Origin of the sequence: Colwellia asteriadis (assembly GCF_039523295.1) — a bacterium.
In the GTDB taxonomy this organism is placed as follows: Bacteria; Pseudomonadota; Gammaproteobacteria; order Enterobacterales; family Alteromonadaceae; genus Colwellia; species Colwellia asteriadis.
In genome coordinates this window covers 271,724-289,896 of the sequence record NZ_BAAAFA010000006.1, presented here as the reverse complement: position 1 = coordinate 289,896, position 18,173 = coordinate 271,724, and the positions used below count along the sequence as shown (strand labels likewise).

18 protein-coding genes and 1 pseudogene are annotated in these 18,173 nt (G+C 38.1%); 6 read left to right on the top strand and 13 right to left on the bottom strand.

The window, feature by feature from the left end; translation table 11 throughout:
* Positions 1 to 529: 529 nt before the first annotated feature.
* On the top strand, positions 530 to 1,075 hold the full coding sequence (locus tag ABD005_RS10650; RefSeq protein WP_215981254.1) for a gamma carbonic anhydrase family protein: 546 nt from the start codon (positions 530 to 532) through the stop codon (positions 1,073 to 1,075).
* Positions 1,076 to 1,077: 2 nt separating this feature from the next.
* On the opposite strand, the gene ABD005_RS10645 is transcribed toward ABD005_RS10650, so the two are convergent.
* The 8 genes from ABD005_RS10645 to ABD005_RS10610 form a co-directional block, all read right to left on the bottom strand.
* Entirely contained in the window at positions 1,078 to 1,311 is a 234-nt protein-coding gene (locus tag ABD005_RS10645; RefSeq protein WP_343817380.1) for a hypothetical protein, read from the bottom strand.
* An 11-nt stretch (positions 1,312 to 1,322) separates the two neighbouring features.
* Complete coding sequence (gene aroE / locus ABD005_RS10640) at positions 1,323 to 2,159, bottom strand: shikimate dehydrogenase (protein ID WP_343817379.1); 837 nt, start codon at positions 2,157 to 2,159, stop codon at positions 1,323 to 1,325.
* A 116-nt stretch (positions 2,160 to 2,275) separates the two neighbouring features.
* Positions 2,276 to 2,950, bottom strand: a complete 675-nt coding sequence (locus ABD005_RS10635; protein ID WP_343817377.1) for an OmpW/AlkL family protein — start codon at positions 2,948 to 2,950, stop codon at positions 2,276 to 2,278.
* A 163-nt stretch (positions 2,951 to 3,113) separates the two neighbouring features.
* On the bottom strand, positions 3,114 to 3,686 hold the full coding sequence (gene tsaC / locus ABD005_RS10630; RefSeq protein ID WP_343817376.1) for an L-threonylcarbamoyladenylate synthase type 1 TsaC: 573 nt from the start codon (positions 3,684 to 3,686) through the stop codon (positions 3,114 to 3,116).
* A 33-nt stretch (positions 3,687 to 3,719) separates the two neighbouring features.
* The gene (locus ABD005_RS10625) at positions 3,720 to 4,295 is read right to left on the bottom strand and encodes a DNA topoisomerase family protein (RefSeq protein ID WP_215981249.1); all 576 of its coding nucleotides are present in this window, start codon (positions 4,293 to 4,295) and stop codon (positions 3,720 to 3,722) included.
* A 134-nt stretch (positions 4,296 to 4,429) separates the two neighbouring features.
* On the bottom strand, positions 4,430 to 4,903 hold the full coding sequence (locus ABD005_RS10620; protein ID WP_215981248.1) for a DUF494 family protein: 474 nt from the start codon (positions 4,901 to 4,903) through the stop codon (positions 4,430 to 4,432).
* 22 nt (positions 4,904 to 4,925) lie between these two features.
* On the bottom strand, positions 4,926 to 6,080 hold the full coding sequence (gene dprA / locus ABD005_RS10615) for a DNA-processing protein DprA (RefSeq protein ID WP_343817375.1): 1,155 nt from the start codon (positions 6,078 to 6,080) through the stop codon (positions 4,926 to 4,928).
* Positions 6,081 to 6,139: 59 nt separating this feature from the next.
* Positions 6,140 to 7,261: a LysM peptidoglycan-binding domain-containing protein gene (locus ABD005_RS10610; RefSeq protein WP_343817374.1), complete on the bottom strand. Its 1,122-nt coding sequence runs from the start codon at positions 7,259 to 7,261 to the stop codon at positions 6,140 to 6,142.
* Between the two features lie 114 nt (positions 7,262 to 7,375).
* Here ABD005_RS10610 and def point away from each other — a divergent pair, with 114 nt between their 5' ends.
* The 4 genes from def to trkA all read left to right on the top strand — a co-directional run bounded on the left by def (position 7,376) and on the right by trkA (position 11,672).
* Positions 7,376 to 7,882, top strand: a complete 507-nt coding sequence (gene def / locus ABD005_RS10605; protein ID WP_215981255.1) for a peptide deformylase — start codon at positions 7,376 to 7,378, stop codon at positions 7,880 to 7,882.
* 61 nt (positions 7,883 to 7,943) lie between these two features.
* Positions 7,944 to 8,927 (top strand): methionyl-tRNA formyltransferase, encoded by a 984-nt coding sequence (fmt, locus tag ABD005_RS10600; RefSeq protein ID WP_343817373.1) that lies wholly within the window; start codon positions 7,944 to 7,946, stop codon positions 8,925 to 8,927.
* 4 nt (positions 8,928 to 8,931) lie between these two features.
* Positions 8,932 to 10,239, top strand: coding sequence for a 16S rRNA (cytosine(967)-C(5))-methyltransferase RsmB (rsmB, locus tag ABD005_RS10595; protein WP_343817372.1), 1,308 nt, complete (start codon positions 8,932 to 8,934; stop codon positions 10,237 to 10,239).
* 56 nt (positions 10,240 to 10,295) lie between these two features.
* Positions 10,296 to 11,672 (top strand): Trk system potassium transporter TrkA, encoded by a 1,377-nt coding sequence (trkA, locus tag ABD005_RS10590; protein WP_215981243.1) that lies wholly within the window; start codon positions 10,296 to 10,298, stop codon positions 11,670 to 11,672.
* 70 nt (positions 11,673 to 11,742) lie between these two features.
* On the opposite strand, the gene ABD005_RS10585 is transcribed toward trkA, so the two are convergent.
* The 4 genes from ABD005_RS10585 to ABD005_RS10570 form a co-directional block, all read right to left on the bottom strand.
* Entirely contained in the window at positions 11,743 to 13,194 is a 1,452-nt protein-coding gene (locus ABD005_RS10585) for a TrkH family potassium uptake protein (RefSeq protein WP_215981242.1), read from the bottom strand.
* A 36-nt stretch (positions 13,195 to 13,230) separates the two neighbouring features.
* Positions 13,231 to 13,857 (bottom strand): YigZ family protein, encoded by a 627-nt coding sequence (locus ABD005_RS10580; RefSeq protein ID WP_343817371.1) that lies wholly within the window; start codon positions 13,855 to 13,857, stop codon positions 13,231 to 13,233.
* 93 nt (positions 13,858 to 13,950) lie between these two features.
* Complete coding sequence (gene pepQ, locus ABD005_RS10575) at positions 13,951 to 15,282, bottom strand: Xaa-Pro dipeptidase (RefSeq protein ID WP_343817370.1); 1,332 nt, start codon at positions 15,280 to 15,282, stop codon at positions 13,951 to 13,953.
* A gap of 155 nt (positions 15,283 to 15,437) precedes the next feature.
* The gene (locus ABD005_RS10570) at positions 15,438 to 17,378 is read right to left on the bottom strand and encodes a transglycosylase SLT domain-containing protein (protein ID WP_215981239.1); all 1,941 of its coding nucleotides are present in this window, start codon (positions 17,376 to 17,378) and stop codon (positions 15,438 to 15,440) included.
* A 183-nt stretch (positions 17,379 to 17,561) separates the two neighbouring features.
* Here ABD005_RS10570 and tusA point away from each other — a divergent pair, with 183 nt between their 5' ends.
* On the top strand, positions 17,562 to 17,807 hold the full coding sequence (gene tusA, locus ABD005_RS10565; protein ID WP_343817369.1) for a sulfurtransferase TusA: 246 nt from the start codon (positions 17,562 to 17,564) through the stop codon (positions 17,805 to 17,807).
* On the opposite strand, the pseudogene ABD005_RS10560 reads toward tusA, so the two are convergent.
* Positions 17,784 to 18,059: pseudogene (locus ABD005_RS10560) on the bottom strand (hypothetical protein). The gene tusA and the pseudogene ABD005_RS10560 sit on opposite strands and share 24 nt — an antisense overlap.
* Positions 18,060 to 18,173: the final 114 nt, after the last annotated feature.

Genomic DNA, 18,173 nt, shown 5'->3' with positions numbered 1-18,173 from the left:
TGTTCCGCTTATAAAAGCTAAGAACTTAAGTAAAACATCAATAAAGTGAGTGTTCACACAAATTGCATGATAACTAATTGTTAAAGAAGAAGATAAGAGTCACATTCGCTCATTATCATCGCTACTGGTAAGTAGCGTGCTTGTTGCCGTAGCCCCGAAGCAGGATGCGTATCATACGCCTCCGAGTTTTGATGTCAACCTTTAATTTAAAATTAATTTTAGAATCATTTAAAAGTAAACGTTAAGTGGCTTGTTTATTCGATAAAACGAGCAGATAAGCTATCAAAACAGTTCTTTCAGGCTTCTTTTTAGCTGAACCCCTTGGAACTGGAGCGCATTGTAGAGATTTTTGATTATAGGTCAATACTTTTTTTTATTTTTTTGAAACTATTTTTATAGTCGGTCAATACACGTTCAATCCGGCCATATATCATTCGATATTGACTGATTATTTGTGTGCTTAGGTTATCTGTATTACTGTTTAGTTTACTTTTTCAATGATATTCAATTTATTAGATAGGAATAACTAATGTCACATACCAATATCCGCCCTTATAAAGGCATGGTCCCTATTACAGGCGCTAACAACTATATTGATAACTCTGCTGTTCTCGTTGGTGATATTACTTTAGCCGAAGATGTTAGTATTTGGCCTTTAGTTGCTGCCCGTGGTGACGTAAATACGATTACTATTGGCATGCGAACCAATGTTCAAGACGGCTCAGTATTGCACGTTACTAGAAAAAGCTCGCATAACCCAGCAGGTAACCCATTGATTATTGGTGATGATGTCACTATTGGTCATAAATGTATGTTGCATGGTTGCACACTAGGCAACCGTATATTAGTCGGTATGGGCGCTATAATTATGGATGGAGTTGTTGTAGAAGATGATGTATTTATTGGTGCGGGTAGCTTGGTACCACCAAATAAACGATTAGAAAGTGGTTTTTTGTATGTTGGTAACCCAATAAAGCAAGTAAGACCGCTTAAAGAAAGTGAGTCTGCCTTCCTTAAGCAGTCTGCTATTAATTATGTTGAATTGAAAAATGACTATTTAGGTGAAGTAAATTAGGGCTATTTCATATTAATATGTATAACATCGCCTTCAAGCTCGTTTTTCTCTAGCCATAATTCGGTTATTTCTTCTAAATCATACTTAGTGCAGCTATTAATTTCTTCTAGCTGCTTTAACTCTATTGAATGAAAGTAGATAGTTACCTTCTGTCCTGATATAAGCCCTGTAAAACACCAAGCGTCTTGAGCCTCATTAAAAATAAGATCATCATTAAACAATATTGATTGATTCATTATATTCGCCTTTATGATTCAGACTTAAGTGACTGTCTTAATTTATTTATAACTGGGTCAACTTCAGGTTTAGTGCTGTGCCAAAGCTGAAAGCTTTCTGCTGCTTGCCCAACTAACATACCTAAACCGTCGAGTTTTTTATTGGCGCTATGTTTTTCAGCCCAAAGTATAAAAGGCGTTTTAGCTTTACCATAAACCATATCGTAGCAAGCTGTATGTGAGGCAATAATAGAAGACGATAATGTAAACGTTTGACCCGACAAGCTAGCAGAGGTTGCATTAATAATAATATCAAATGGTTGCGCTGACTCTTCTGTAAGCTCACATGAAAATAATTTATCATTATTAAATTGCTGACATAATTCACTTGCTTTGCTTAATGTGCGATTAGCAATAGTGATACTCTTAGGACTCTGGCTTAATAATGGGAGTATAACGCCTTTCGCTGCACCACCTGCACCTAATAGCAATATCCGACTATTTTCCAATATAATATTATTACGAATAAGATCCTGAACTAACCCTTCGCCATCAGTATTATCACCGTAAATTTTACCATCTTTGATTGTTAAGGTGTTGACTGCGCCAGCTAAACGAGCACGTTCAGTTAAGTGATCAGCAATACGTAGCGCTTCTTCTTTAAAAGGCGCGGTAACATTAGCGCCCTTTCCACCCTCTTTAATAAATGTTTGAATGGCTGAAGTAAATTCACCTAGCTCTACAAATTTAGCTTGGTAACTAATTTTCTTATTAGTAGCGACAGCAAAAGCATGGTGAATAAAAGGCGAGCGAGATTGTGCAATAGGGTTACCAAAAACACAGTATTTATCTAAATTTGACGGTTCCATAAGCATTTATATCGATTTATTAAGAGCTACAGCCTAACTGAATCACTATCTTATAGAAACAAAAAAGCAGTAATAACTTACTGCTTTTAATTAATTACATGTAATAAAAAACTCTATTAAAATTTATAGCCAAGCATTACTGAGTAAACCATTGGGTCAATATCAACAGAAGCGCTACCAATACTATCTCCGCCAACATCAAAGGTGGCTTTAGTATTGATATCAATATATCGAGCAGAAGCGTTAATAGACCAGTTATCAGTTAGCTCATAATCTGCGCCAATTTGTACTGATAAACCAAACGAACTATCTAACTGTAAATTTGATAAGCCTAAAGTTTTAGGTGCAGCTTCAAACTCTTCTTTAAAGAAGTGAGTATAGTTAACCCCTAAACCGAGGTAGGGCTTAAATGCTGAACCGGTATCGAAATAGTATAATGCGCTTAACGTTGGTGGTAAGTGAGTTACTTCAGCTAATTTGGCGCCGTCAACACCTAGAGCATTATTTGGATCATGAATAGTAATGTCGTGAGTAAAAGGAGTTGCCGCCAGTAGCTCTACCGCCCAGTTGTTATCAACAAAATAAACGAAGTTCAAACCTAACTGAGTATTGTCATCTACTGACAAAGATAAGCCAGCAGCATCACTACCACCTAAATATATAGGTGTTTTACCGCTATCAGGAGCAACCATAGTTGCGCCACCACGAATCAGAATATCGCCAGCTTGATGTGCAAAGGCAGCTGTAGAAATGCTTGATAATAATGTTAATGCTAATAATGTTTTTTTCATGATGAGTGTCCTTAATTAATTTAAGGACATCATAGTACTCACCGCAAAAGGGACGTTGATCCAGCGCAAGTTTTATCAGTGCAATTGAGTAATTAAGGTTTATTATTTGATTTCGATCAACAATAGGTTTATTGAGTTGAACTTTTATTAAACAGTAAAAGCACTAACCTCTATATACTTGCCCTGTGATGCCATCAATAATAGTTGAAGCGCTGGCTCTACCTAAAGTATTTGTTTTAATCAAACCATCAAGCTCTGTAGGGAATTGCTCCAGTACTTGCTGCCAGGTTAATGCTGATGGTTGACCTGAAAGGTTGGCGCTGGTTGAAACAATGGCTTTATTAGTTTGCTTGCACAATGCAATAACATCAGGGTGTTGGGTGATACGCACAGCAATAGTACTGAACACACCTTTTAATAAGGTTGGCACACTTTCTTTTGCAGGAAGCACTTGAGTTATGGCATTAGGCCAGCGCGACAAAATAATAGTCATTTGTTCTGAAGTGATAACGGATTCATCAATGTATTTTTGTACTTGGCTATAGTCCCCTGCTAGCAAGATGAGTCCTTTATCTATAGAGCGTTGTTTCAACTTTAATACTTTCTCAACCGCTACGCTATTGTCAGGGTCGCAGCCTAAACCGAAAACGCCTTCAGTAGGGTAAGCAATAACCCCTCCCTGAAGAAGAGCTTCAGAGGCCTCTAATATTGATGGCGATAGTGAAGTAACTGACATGTTGGTGACTCTATAGAGCGAAAAATTATCTAATTATATCGCTTTTACTTTATAGGTACATTTTTTTTGCGGACAACTTAACACTTCTCCACTAGCCATAGTACGCTTGATTAAGACAGGCCATTGGCACTCTGGGCATGTTTGCGCTACCGGCTCATTATTCAGTACGTACTTACATTTTGGGTAGTTATCACAAGAATAAAACGTTTTACCAAAACGGTTGGTTTTTTCTTTTAATTTACCTGATAGCTTTTTACTCGCGCACGATGGACAATCGACATCAATATCTTCATGAGTTTGGCTGTCTTCAATATGATGGCATTGCGGATAATTAGTACAACCAATAAACATACCATAGCGACCTTGCTTAACCGCTAACTGAGATTGACATAGTGGACATTCGCTACCAGGAAGTACTTTATCTTCTACACGTTCATGTTCAACGACAGCACGCGTAAATTGACAGGTAGGATAATTTGAACACCCCAAAAAAGCGCCTGATTTACCATTTTTTATAGTAAGTTCAGAGCCACACTCAGGACAAACCTGGTATGCTTTTTCTAAAGCATGTTCATGGTGGGTAAATAAAGGCTTATCAGCTTTAGTCATTAGGCTAAAATAGTGCGAACTATGGTTAATAAATAATGCCTTATTATGCCACAGCTATTCGATAAAAAATATCACCACTACCGTTAGCCTAAAACTAATATGGTAGTGGCATTAATACAACCTAATAGTAAAGTTTAGTGTAAAGGACCTTCCGGCTCTTCGAAGACTAAGTTTTCCATTTGTGAGTATGCACTTTCATGGCCTGGAACATTAAACAATACCATTAAAATAACCCATTTAAGGTCGTCCATCGTGAAGTACTTAGTATCTAGCTCCATCACTCTATCGATAACCATTTCACGGGTAATAAAGTCGAGTACGTTAACCTGCTCTAAAAACAGAATAAAGCCTCGACTTTGCGTATCAAGTAGTTGCATTTCTTCATCGGTATAAATACGAACGGAGTTTCTCGCTACACGCGTAATATACGGATAAGCGTCTGTATCTTGCAAGGCAGCAAGCTTTTCTAACCACGTTAATGCTTTGTATATTTCATCTTGATGGAAGCCGGCTCGTACCAGTTCATCGGTGAGTAAGTCATGGTCAACCATGGTTTCAGATTCACTCTGAATATACGTTTCAAATAGATACATTAATATATCAAACATAATTGCCCCCTTTACTTACTTATTACACTCTTATATAGCCACCTGGCACTGCAGTTATCAGGCCACTAAGCTCAAGCATTGTTAGTCGTGTAATAACTTCCTCTACGGGAAGTTCGCTACGTGAAACTACTTTATCTATTGGTGTAATTTCATATCCCACACTAGCCAACAAATTATCATTGCACAAGTCTTTTGATGGACTTTTTTCATTAGGTTTTTTGCTTGCGATCACTACTTTAGGTTGCTTTGTATTAACGTAAGTTGAGTTACTCTCTTTAGAGTATAGACTAGACTCCGTCATCTCCATTAGTTCATCTATTATATCGGCAGAATTTTCAACTAACTTAGCACCTTGTTTAATTAACCAATGACAACCTTTAGCTTGTGGGTTGTCGATAGAGCTCGGTACTGCAAAAACTTCACGGTTTTGCTCTAGTGCGCACCTTGCTGTAATTAACGAGCCGCTTTTTAATTCGGCTTCAACGACAACAACGCCCTCACTTAAACCACTAATTAATCTATTTCGTTTAGGAAAGTGCCCTGCTCTAGGTTGAGTTGCAGGATAAAACTCACTAACAATAAGCCCATCGTTTTGCAGTATTTCGCTCGCTAAATCGCGATGCCTTGTTGGATAAACAATATCTACACCAGTCGCGACAACCGCTATAGTTTTTCCTTGTATGGCTAAAACACCTTGATGGGCAGCAGCATCAATACCAATAGCTAACCCACTGTTTACAATATAATTTTTCTTAGTTAGTTGCTGCGCAAAGTCAAAGGCGGTTTCACGCCCTTTAATGGTTGAAAAACGACTACCCACTATAGCAACTTGTTGTAAATTTAATAAACTAGTATTGCCTTTGGTGAAGAGCACTAATGGTGGATCATAAATTTGTTTTAATTGTGCGGGATAGTAAGCATCATCAAATGAAATAATATCAGCATTAGCGTTACCGCTCTGCTCAATAATTTCATTAACTTTAGACCAATTAGGGTAATTGAAAGCACTAAGGTGTGTGGCCGATAAGCCATGAGCGCTTGTTAAGGGCGACGATTTACTCGATGAAGCAAATAACGACTGTAAACCGTAGTCATTAACCAAGGTTAGTTTTTTGTGAGTTGCTAACCTTGGTACTAATTTTAATGCTAACCAATAGTGCGTTGTTGTTTTAGTCACTTGTCTTCTCCCTAAGAACAAGTTTACGCAGAACTATAAGCGCTTATGCTTTTATTATTTTATGATTGTGGTGAGGTAATAATATCCTGTAACCTTGCCGGCTTAGTCGTTTGTAAAATAAGCGCTAGGCTGGCTTTTTCATACACTCTGAATATCATCATTTTTCCTAAATCTTCTTCAGGCATTATATAGTCAGGATCAGAGTTGAGCACTTTATTAAAGCTTGATGCTTCAATTTCGTAAACAGGACCATTTGACGTTTTTAATACTTGTGGGCTAGCACGCTTAATTGATAATACATCGCCCATTTTAGCTTGTTTTTCACTACCTAAGTTAACCATAACCACTTCAAACTGACCAAATTCACGATTATCACTGACGGCTTTAATGATTGAACCTTTAAGTGATACATCACCCGCTTGCATTGAAAAATTTGCTGGTAACAGCTGCCCTTCATTCACAGGTAAAACCACATCTCCAGCATGTATTTCGCGTTTAACAGCATTTACTTTTAACGTTGCAGGTGTTTTTTGACTCATATTACCCGTAGTAATCGCTTGCGCAGTACCGACAATATGCATGTAGTAACCAACAGGCTCTTCTGTTTCAGGGTCAATTAACTCTTCACCTTGACTGTAGATGGCGTAGGTTTTAGCAAGATCAAGATCTTTATTTACATAAACTTTAAAACCATCCGTAGACATACGATAACCTTCATCGCTACCTATAACATGTGGAGCAGTTTCAATTTGCTCCTCTGAAAGTAATGAGTCATAGACAATATAAGGTGCAACAACTTGTAGCGGTAACATCTTAATTGAGTCATCGTTTTTAAGTTCTGTACGAATTGTAGGTGTCCACTTAAATGCCTGCTTTTGTGCAGTCCCTGCTTCTTTAGTCGTTGAGGCAACCACTAACATCGGTTCGCCTTGCTCATCAAGCACTAGGTTTAAAACATCACCAGGATAAATTAAATGAGGATTATTAATTTCAGGGTTTAATCGCCATAATTTAGGCCATAACCAAGGTTGCTGTAAAAAAACACTAGAAATATCCCATAAGGTATCACCCTTTTCAACAATATAGCTTTTAGGTGCATTATCATTAATTTTAAGTTGATCAGCCAAAGAAACTAAAGGAGGAGTAAATAGAATCAGTGAAAGTAGTAATTTTTTTAGCATAAAGCTTGTTCCTTTTTAAGGCTTTTATGGTAAAGCACTATGATTAATGTAATTAAATGGCTAAAATTAAAACATAACACTCTAGATGAATTATCGCTAACTCTTTTATCAATTATGACTATATTAACCGTTTTACGTTTTCCTGATCCACGCTTACGCACAAAAGCGAAACAAGTTACTGAAATTAATGACAGTATCACCACTATCATCGATAACATGATTGCCACTATGTACGATGAAAAAGGTGTTGGTCTTGCTGCAACGCAAGTTGATATTCACCAACGTATTGTTGTTATGGATACTTCTGAAGATCAAAATGAGCCTATTGTACTCATCAACCCTGAAATAATCACACACAGCGACAGTACCTCTATTAATGAAGAAGGCTGCCTCTCTGTACCGGGTTGTTATGCAAAAGTTGACCGACACGATACTTGTACGGTTAAAGCATTAGATCGTCACGGCAAAGAATTTACACTTGATGCGACTGATTTACAAAGTATTTGTGTGCAACATGAGCTTGATCACCTTAATGGCATTTTATTTGTTGATTACCTATCACCACTAAAACGTCAACGCATTCAAAAGAAATTAGAGAAAGAAGCTAAATTAGCCCAATAAAATAACATTCACTTAACTATTGAATATTATTATCTAAATACATGACCCACAGGATACTCTTTTGTCGAAACCTTTAAATATTATTTTTGCTGGCACACCTCACTTTGCTGCAGAACACTTAGCGGCGTTACTGGCGTCTGAACACAATGTTGTTGCCGTATACTGTCCGCCAGATAAACCTGCTGGGCGCGGGAAAAAAATGACAGCTTGCGCAACAAAGCAGCTAGCACTTGAAAATAACATCACCGTTGAACAACCCGTAAACTTTAAAGAAACGAACGAACAAGCCATATTAGCGCAATACAATGCTGATTTAATGGTTGTGGTTGCCTACGGTTTATTATTACCTGAAGTGATTTTAAATACACCGCGTCTAGGGTGTATTAATGTACATGGCTCTTTATTACCACTATGGCGTGGGGCTGCCCCTATTCAGCGCTCATTAGAAGCTGGAGATGAAAAGACCGGTGTCACTATCATGCAAATGGACAAAGGTTTAGATACCGGTGATATGATTTTAAAAGCTGAGTGCCCAATAGAGATAACGGATACTAGCGCTAGTTTATATGAAAAACTTGCCCAAATAGGACCGAGTGCATTAATTGAAACTATTGCCATCATGGCACAATCATCTTATCTGGCAAGCGAACATAATATCCCACAAGATGAAAACCTAGCAACGTATGCGAAAAAGCTCGAAAAAACAGAATCTGAGCTTAATTGGCAGTTAAGTGCCACTGAACTACACCGAAAAATTCGTGCTTATAACTCTTGGCCTGTAGCACAGTTCACTGTAGAAGAGTCTGACACTAAACAACATAGTATTCGAGTATGGCAAGCTTCAGTAAAAGCATTACAAAGCAGCCAAACAGCAGGAACTATTATCTCAACAAGTAAAGACGGTATTGTTATTGCGACGGGCGACGGTGCATTATGTTTAGAGGTATTGCAACTACCCGGTAAAAAAGCACTGCCCGTACAAGACATTCTCAATGGCCGCAGTGACTGGTTTGTCGTTGGCAGCAATATTAATAAATTAGGCTAAGATTATGACCTTAAATATCCGCGCACTTGCTGCCAAATGCTGTTATGCCGTCATTGACCAAGGTCGCAGCCTTAATGATGAACTACCAAAACAACAAGATAAACTTATCGGTAAAGACAAAGGCTTATTACAAGAAATTTGTTATGGTGTTTTACGCTACTTACCTGAATTAGAAAATGATGTTCGCGGTTTAATGCAAAAGCCTTTAACAGGTAAGCAACGTGTATTTCATTTTTTATTACTGGTTGGTGTTTATCAAATTAAATATATGCGTATTCCTGATCATGCAGCGGTTAGCGAAACAGTTGCCGCTACTAAAGTACTTAAAAATAACCACATGAAAGCATTGGTTAATGCCGTATTGCGTAACTTTGTACGTGCCCGCGACGAAAGTGCAGAACAAGTAGAAACTCAGCAGCCTGATCCAATAAAATTTAATCATCCTGGTTGGTTTATTAAAAAACTACAAGCAGGCTACCCTGAACAGTGGCAAAATATTTTAACCGCTAATCAGCAACGACCACCAATGTGGTTACGCGTAAACGCACAACATCACACTAGTGAAAGCTATCAAGCTTTATTAGCGCAAGCAGATATTGACATTGCTGCTATAGACCCGCTCTCGCAGGCAATTACGTTAACTAAAGCAATAGATGTCAATAAACTGCCCGGTTTTGAACAAGGCTGGGTTTCTATTCAAGACGCTGCAGCACAACAAGCGGCGCGCTTACTTGACTGTCAGCCCGGCGATAATGTTTTAGACTGTTGTGCTGCCCCAGGTGGAAAAACCTGTCATATTCTAGAGCAAACTCCTGATATTAAAGCTATGACTGCTATTGATATAGAGGCTAGCCGCTTAACTCGTGTTGAAGATAACCTTGCTCGTTTAAACTTATCGGCACAAGTAATAGCCGCCGACGCAGCAAAAACAGACTGGTGGTCTGGTGAGTTATTCGATCGTATTCTATTAGATGCTCCTTGTTCTGGTACTGGTGTTATACGTCGTCACCCTGATATCAAATGGTTAAGAAAAGCCAGTGACATTGATAACTTAGTACTTTTACAACAACAAATATTAGCTAATATTTGGTCTTTGTTAAAACCTGGAGGTACGTTACTGTATGCAACTTGTAGTGTTTTACCACAAGAGAATGCTGAACAAATAAAGCAGTTTGTAGCGCAAACAGCAGATGCCAAACTTGTTTCAATCAGTGAACCTCAAGCAAGCGCTGAAAATATCGGCTGGCAAATATTGCCAGATGAAAAGAATATGGATGGTTTTTATTACGCTAAATTAGTTAAAACACACTAAATTACCTGAATCGACCAAGTTAAATAAAATAATAACGAGTGAGAGTTATATAGCACATGAAAATAATTATAGTAGGTGCTGGACAAGTTGGAGGAACCTTAGCGGCAAACCTTGTTGGCGAAAACAATGAGATTTCCGTTGTTGATATTAACGGTGAAAAATTACGTGAGTTACAGGATAAAATGGATTTAAAAGTAGTCGTTGGTCAAGGCTGCTATCCTGAAGTTTTAAAAAATGCCGGCGCTGAAGATGCAGATATGGTTATTGCCGTAACTAGTGATGACGCTACTAATATGATCACCTGCCAAATATGCTCTTCGCTTTTTAATACCCATAAAAAAATCGCTCGTATTCGCTCCAATCAAATTTTAAAGTATTCAGAGCAACTGTTTCACAAAAAGCATGTTCCGGTAGATCATGTTATTGCTCCCGAAGAGCTTGTAACCCGTGATATCGCTCGTTTAATTGACTACCCTGGCGCATTGCAAGTACTCGAGTTTGCAGACGGAAAAGTCAGCTTAGTCGCAGTTAAAGCCTACTATGGTGGTTTATTAGTTGGCCATGCTCTATCAACCTTGCGCGATCATATTCCTAATGTGGATACTCGTGTTGCGGCCATTTATCGTAACGGTAAACCGATAAGACCATTAGGTACTACGGTTATTGAAGCTGATGATGAAGTATTTTTTATTGCAGCCAGTGTGCATATTCGCGCGGTAATGAATGAGTTACAAAAACTCGAATCTGCTTACAAACGCATTATGATTGCGGGCGGTGGTAATATCGGCGCAGGTTTAGCGCGTATATTAGAGAAAAACCATCAAGTTAAACTGATTGAACGCTCGGCTCAACGGGCTGAAGAGTTAACTTCAGAACTTAATGATACCTTAGTTTTTCAAGGAGACTCTTCTGATCAAGAACTATTGACTGAAGAAAATATCGACCAGTTTGATGTTTTTATTGCCGTAACCAATGATGATGAAGCAAATATTATGTCGTCATTGCTAGCAAAACGCTTAGGCGTACGTAAAACCATGGTATTAATTCAGCGTGATGCTTATATTGATTTAGTGCACGGTAGTACTATTGATATTGCAATATCACCTCAGCAAGCAACTATTTCAGCACTATTAACCCATGTAAGGCGCGGTACCATTGATAATGTGTATAGTTTGCGTGGTGGGGCTGCTGAGGCGATTGAAATTGTCGCCAAAGGTGATGAAAAATCTTCTAAAGTTGTCGGGCGTGCGGTTAAATCAATTAAGTTACCACCAGGTACAACTATAGGCGCAATTGTACGTGGTAATGAAGTACTTATTGCCCACTCTAATACGCTTATTCACGAAGAAGATCATGTTATTTTATTCTTAGTGAATAAAAAATACATCAGCGATGTTGAAAAACTATTTCAAGTTAGCGTTATTTATTTTTAATTATTTTAAATACTTACCAAACATGTATATACAACAAGGTGTATTGTATATACATGTTTATAAAAGGCTATTAAGCCTTCCAAAATGCCGGCGTGAAGAGTACTAATAAAGTAAATATCTCTAAACGACCAAACAACATAGCAACAATCAATACCCACTTACTCATATCATTAATACTCGCGAAATTAGCAGCAACCTCACCTAAGCCTGGACCTAAATTATTAATACACGCAGCAACCGCTGTAAAGGCGGTTATATCGTCCATACCAGCGGCTAATAGTAATAACATACATATAACAAATACCGCTGCGTAGGCAGAGAAAAAACCCCAAACAGCTTCAACAACGCGATCAGGTAATACTTTACGACCTAACTTAATACTAAAAATAGCTTTAGGGTGTACTAGCTTGTTCAGCTCTCGTAACCCTTGAAGATAAAGCAAAGTAACACGCACCACTTTCATACCACCACCAGTACTCCCCGCACAACCACCAATAAAGCTAGCAAAAATAAGTAGCATAGGTAACAGCGTTGGCCAGTCTGCAAAAGATGTTGTGGTAAAGCCTGCGGTAGTGCTAATAGAAACTGCTTGGAATAATGCTTGGTCTAACGCTTGATCGGCATCTTGATAAACACCAGCACTCATTAATACAATAAAACAAATCAGGGTCAGAATTACCTGAATAGCAATAAATACTTTAAATTCAGGATCATATATATAACTTTTTAAGGAGCGACTTTGCACTGCCGCATAATGTAGTGCGAAATTAATACCTGCAATAATCAAGAAAAACACACAAACCAAATTGATTACAGGACTGTTAAAGTAACCCATGCTAGCGTCATAAGTTGAAAAGCCACCAATAGCTACGGTTGAAAAGGAATGACACACCGCATCAAAAATCGACATACCTGCCAGCCAATATGCAACGGCACAAGCAACGGTCAACCCTAAATAGATATACCATAAATGTTTTGCGGTATCGGCTATACGTGGCGTCATTTTTGAGTCTTTAACTGGCCCAGGGGTTTCGGCTCTATAGAGCTGCATACCACCAATACCTAACATAGGTAATACCGCAACAGCTAAAACAATAATACCCATACCACCGAGCCATTGTAATTGCTGGCGATACCAAAGTACCGCATGAGGTAAGCCTTCTATATTTTGTAAAACGGTAGCACCGGTTGTAGTTAACCCTGAGAATGACTCAAAAAATGCATCAGTGGTAGATAAACTTGGTTGCTCGAGCAGAATGAGCGGAATAGCTGAAAAGCTTGCTAATACTATCCAAAATAAAACAACGATTAAAAACCCTTCTCGAGCCCGTAAATCTGTTTTTTCATGACGATTAGGGTACCAAGCTAAGAACCCTGTAAAAATACAACCTAAAAATGCCATTAAAAAAGGTACACCGCCGCCATCACGATACACTAACGAAATTAATGCTGGCGGTAACATGGTGACACTTAACAGTGCAACCAGTAAACCAATAATTCGAATAATATTTTTATATTGCACTGATTTATATTCTTTTTATGTAATGTTGTTATAGGGTTAGGTTATCGTGTTATTTTCCGATATAAGCACTAACTGCCCGACTGACATAGTTTGTAACTGAGTTTGCATTAATAATAAATTATCTGCTGGGATCGCTAAACGAAAAAATACTTGCTGCTGATAATCTTGAGCTAATACTTCTCCGTTAAACTGCTTTAGTACATGCAAAACATCATCAACCTGACTATATTGACATGCTAAGGTTTTATGCACCATGGCTATTTTTATTTTTGACTGCAAAAAAGTTAACGCTTGTCGAACACTGCCGCCATAAGCACGCTGTAAACCACCGGTTCCCAGTTTAGTGCCGCCAAAATAACGCACAACAACCGCACAAACTTCGCCTATACCACCACCTTGTAGCACAGATAGCATAGGTTTTCCCGCGGTACCGCTAGGTTCGCCGTCATCTGAAAAGCCATAACCTTGGCTATTATCCGCGGCTTTGGTTAAAAAGGCATGACAATGATGACTAGCTTGTGGGTGTAACTGCTGTAGCTCTTTAAGCATAGACTTTGCTTGGGCTATGGAAGTACAAGGACGTAAATAACAAATAAAACGACTGCGACTAACAATGAGTTCGTCTTCAACATCATTAGTCGCAATAAGGTAGGACTTGGTCACAATAAAAAATAGACCTTATTCAATAAACGTATGGGCTCAGTTTACTTTAAACAAAACCCATACTCGATAATTAATACTTTGAATTGTATAAGATTAGTTAAGATCTAAATCTCGGGTCATATTTTCATTATGCGATTGATGCACAATAATATTATCTTCAATGCGAATACCACCGAATGGACGCATTTCATCAACTTTTTGCCAGTTAATTTGATCAGAATTTTTAGAGGCTTTTAAATCCCCTAGCAATGAGTCTATAAAGTATAAACCGGGTTCAATGGTAAACACTTGACCACTTTCAATAACACGTGATGTTCTTAAAAATGGATGTGCTTCAGGGCTGCTCACGTGAGTGCCTCGTTCATCAGCCATAAAACCACCAACATCATGTACTTGTAAGCCTAAGTGATGCCCTAAACCATGCGGGAAGAAGGTAGAAATAATACCCGACTCTACCGCAGTATTTGCATCAACATTAATTAAGCCAAACTCATTTAATACACCGCCAATAGCACGGTGAGTATCTACATGTAAATCAGCATAGCTAACGCCAGGCTTTAAGCCGTCAACAGCATTGAGCATCAGCTTATCCATGCGAGCAATTAATTCAGCAAACTGGTCTTGTTTGAATGAATACGTACGTGTAATGTCAGCGGCATAGCCATTAAAGTTAGCACCCGCATCAATTAAAAAAGAACGATGGGCTGGCGGTGCAACTTTATCTAAAGTCATATAGTGCAAAATAGAACAGTTTTCATTTAACGCAACTATGTTGCCGTATGGCGTATCATTAGTGCTATAACCGATAGAAGTTAAATAAGCCTGTTGAATTTCAAACTCACTTTTACCTTGTAAAAAAGCATCGCGTGCTGCTTTATGCGCGGTTACCGCTAATATATTAGACTGACGTAAACACTCGTGCTCATAACTGCTTTTGTATGCTCTATGGTAATGAAAAAAGTTTAAAAGTGGCTCTGGGTTAATCGTTTCAAAACCGAGCGCTTTAGCAACTTCAATATGACTACCAATATAAGCAAAACCTTTTTTATCGTAAGGTAATAGCTTATCTACTTCACTCGCTTTGGTGAGTATTTTAATGGTAAAAAATTCATTCCAATAATCATCGGTTAATGGCGTTACTTTATGCCAAAAATCAACTGGTTGGTAATAAATAAGTGTTGGCTTGTCTTCACCATTAATAATTAACCAAGAGTTAGGAATATCTAATAACGGTAGCCAATATTTAAAATGTGGGTTCACTCTAAATGGGTAGCTATTATCATCAAGAAACGCTTTAATTTCTTGGCCTGAATGAATAACTACTCCTTCTAAATTTTCACGAGTTAATGCGGCTTTACTGGTTTTTTGTAATTGCGCAATATGAGCTGGGTAATGAGTCGCTAGGTTAGCGTGTAATGTTGTCATTTAACGTAGTCTCCAAGAATCTAGTCTTAAGATATTTGCCATATCATAGCATATACCAATAAACTCTCGCCATTTCTGCTGGTTACAGTAAGCGAGAGAATAACTATTTTGTGCATAAAACTTTGCGATAATAACCCTCAACTCTACCTAGCTTTTTAATCTCCAATACTCATATTAATGACCTCATCAAAAATCAAACTGATCTGACCGGGTTTATGTTGGTATATTTCCTGATAAGCCAATACACTTTTCACATAATTACGTGTTTCGTGAAAGGGAATTGCTTCAATCCAAATATCAGCTGGTAATGGTTCACTATTAGCTAACCAACGCTTCACGCGATATGGGCCGGCGTTATATGCAGCCGTTGCTAAAATATGATTACCTTTATTCTGTTCTAATAAAATACGTAAATATTTAGTCCCTAATTTAATATTATTTTCGGCATTAAATAAGTACTTGCGACTAACACTACCCCGCTTAAGCTGCTTCGCGGTACCCGGCATTAATTGCATAAGCCCCCTTGCCCCAACTGACGATTGTGCATCAGACATAAACGAGCTTTCTCTACGCGTAATTGCTTGCGCCCAAGCTGGGTTTATTTTTTGCTTTAAGGCTTGTTCACTAATTTCTTCACCAAAAGCTTTAGGAAATCGCAAAGCGACATCATCCATATAGCCTACTCTAGATAAAGTGAATATTGCGCGATCAAACCATTGATTTTCATTGGCAACTTTGGCGGCAACTAACTTTTCTCTATCGGTTAACTTAGCAAGCCAAAAATTCCATTCTCGACGAGCTTGGTGGTAGCGTTTTAAGTGAAAAAACTCAAACGCACGTTTAGCTGCGGGATAATTTATCACCTTAAGCTTTTCTTCTTTCGTAATAGCTAACGGCTTATTTTGTAAATTTACCGACGCCTTAGCATGACTCGCGGCTAAAAAACCATAATAGTGTCTTTGCTGAGCCAAGCTATTCATCATAGTATGACCTTGAGCGGTTTGTTCGGTTTCAATTAACGCGCGTGCATACCAATATTGCCACTGTAAATTACTATGATGACTTTTGGGCAGTTGTTTAAGCACCTCAACAACACGTTGCCAGTCTTGTTGCTTAAGTAAATCTGTTAACTGCCATTGAAATAATTTGTCATCTAAACGTTGTGGATCAACTAAGGCTAGCCACTCACTCGCTGCTTCATGATTTTTACTAGCTAATGCTAGAGCAAACTTTTGAATAACTTGTTGTTGCTGCGCTTCGCTAAAGTTAAATAGCGGTAATGCCTTTTGATAAGCGTTAATTGCTCTATTTTGATCTTTCCAAATAAAGCGCTTAATACCGTAAAGGTAAATTTGTTGCTCTTTCGCTGATTTTTTAGGGAAGTTTTTAAGTCGTGTAACTAATGAGGGGTCGCGTCGTACTTTATGCCATAGCTTACCCAAGTACTGTTCTTGTTTAGGTAATAGGCCTGTTAAATAAGGTAATAATGTATGCTTACCGCCATCAGCTGCTAAAGCGATACGTTGCCAAACAATATCATCGGTTCTGTAACCAGCGGCTTGCCAACGCTCAAATAGGGGGTCGCATGCATCGTCTTGCGACTTACCGACTAACCACAATTTAGTAACTTTGGGTAAAATGTCTTTTTCAGGCGTGCCAGCAGCTAATGAAAATTTGTAATTTTGACAGGTTAATTCGGCATTAGAGGTTGGTTTAAAAAACTGTAAAAAAAGCGCACCTTGTTGTTTTTTAGCTAAATATTGCAGCCAACGTTTTCTTAACGACCAATCCAATGGTGAGCCTTCGTACTTATTTAAAAAATCGTCTATGGCTTTAGCATCACTCAAACGCATGTTATTTAATAAACGTCTTTGATCTAAATACGGCTGTAACGGGTAATAATGTAATTGGTTATACAGTTTTTTATATTGTGGACTACTACTTTTTGACGTTAACTTTTCTGCTTTAATAAAAAGCTTTTGTTGTTCCCTGTCGGTCGATATTTTTAACTGCTCACTGGCTTGAGCGACAGCTGAGCTTAGTAAACAACTTACTAAAACCCCTTGCCAAGCTAGTTTTTTCACAATAAATTTCACTTAAACTCCATTCTTTGATTAACTCTCGCTACTTAATTAAATTCACTAGCCTACTGAGTATAGCGATTTGCTTAACTAATCTATAGTGAATAGTAGTATTACCCAACTGCTTTTAGCGATAATTTAAAAATAATTTAGGTATAATTAACACTATCACTTATTTACTTTACTCTTTTTATTTCTATGTCTGCTGCAATTTTTGAAAATACCGACCATGTTTTAGACGCCCTTGGCTTACGTTGCCCTGAGCCCGTAATGATGGTTCGTATGCACATTAGAAAAATCGCCAGTGGTGAAACCTTATTAGTACAATGTGATGACCCTTCAACCACACGTGATATTCCAAGCTTTTGTCTTTTTATGGAACATGAACTTGTTGCTAAACAAGTTGAAACCTTACCTTATTTATACGTAATAAAGAAAAACTAACCCAGGGGCTGTTGATCTTTCGAGATTATTTTTGCAGCTTTTTGTTAGGCATTTATACAAGGCAGAGCCTTTGTAATGTAGTTATTCAGGACAATAAGCTCCTGCATTGTCTAATAAACTACATCCATGTAGCGTTACCTAAAAAGGTGATAACGCAGTAAAAATGACCAACAAACGCTGTCCGAAGGATTCGGCTAAAAGCGTTTTACTCTTTGTTGAACAGTATTTGCTTAGAATGACTAGGCAACACACTGTCCGCCGTGATTAAAACGCTTTTATCTCGAACAAAATTTAACCGCGAAAGGTCAATAGCCCCTAAGCAATACTGATATTTACTACATAATATATTCTGCAATTTGTAAGTGA

What these genes read in the sequence shown, in the direction of transcription:
- ABD005_RS10650 (WP_215981254.1), top strand. Translation starts at nt 530, where the DNA reads ATGTCACATACCAATATCCGCCCTTATAAAGGCATGGTCCCTATTACA.
- ABD005_RS10645 (WP_343817380.1), bottom strand. Translation starts at nt 1,311, where the DNA reads ATGAATCAATCAATATTGTTTAATGATGATCTTATTTTTAATGAGGCT.
- aroE (WP_343817379.1), bottom strand. Translation starts at nt 2,159, where the DNA reads ATGGAACCGTCAAATTTAGATAAATACTGTGTTTTTGGTAACCCTATT.
- ABD005_RS10635 (WP_343817377.1), bottom strand. Translation starts at nt 2,950, where the DNA reads ATGAAAAAAACATTATTAGCATTAACATTATTATCAAGCATTTCTACA.
- tsaC (WP_343817376.1), bottom strand. Translation starts at nt 3,686, where the DNA reads ATGTCAGTTACTTCACTATCGCCATCAATATTAGAGGCCTCTGAAGCT.
- ABD005_RS10625 (WP_215981249.1), bottom strand. Translation starts at nt 4,295, where the DNA reads ATGACTAAAGCTGATAAGCCTTTATTTACCCACCATGAACATGCTTTA.
- ABD005_RS10620 (WP_215981248.1), bottom strand. Translation starts at nt 4,903, where the DNA reads ATGTTTGATATATTAATGTATCTATTTGAAACGTATATTCAGAGTGAA.
- ABD005_RS10610 (WP_343817374.1), bottom strand. Translation starts at nt 7,261, where the DNA reads ATGCTAAAAAAATTACTACTTTCACTGATTCTATTTACTCCTCCTTTA.
- def (WP_215981255.1), top strand. Translation starts at nt 7,376, where the DNA reads ATGACTATATTAACCGTTTTACGTTTTCCTGATCCACGCTTACGCACA.
- rsmB (WP_343817372.1), top strand. Translation starts at nt 8,932, where the DNA reads ATGACCTTAAATATCCGCGCACTTGCTGCCAAATGCTGTTATGCCGTC.
- trkA (WP_215981243.1), top strand. Translation starts at nt 10,296, where the DNA reads ATGAAAATAATTATAGTAGGTGCTGGACAAGTTGGAGGAACCTTAGCG.
- pepQ (WP_343817370.1), bottom strand. Translation starts at nt 15,282, where the DNA reads ATGACAACATTACACGCTAACCTAGCGACTCATTACCCAGCTCATATT.
- tusA (WP_343817369.1), top strand. Translation starts at nt 17,562, where the DNA reads ATGTCTGCTGCAATTTTTGAAAATACCGACCATGTTTTAGACGCCCTT.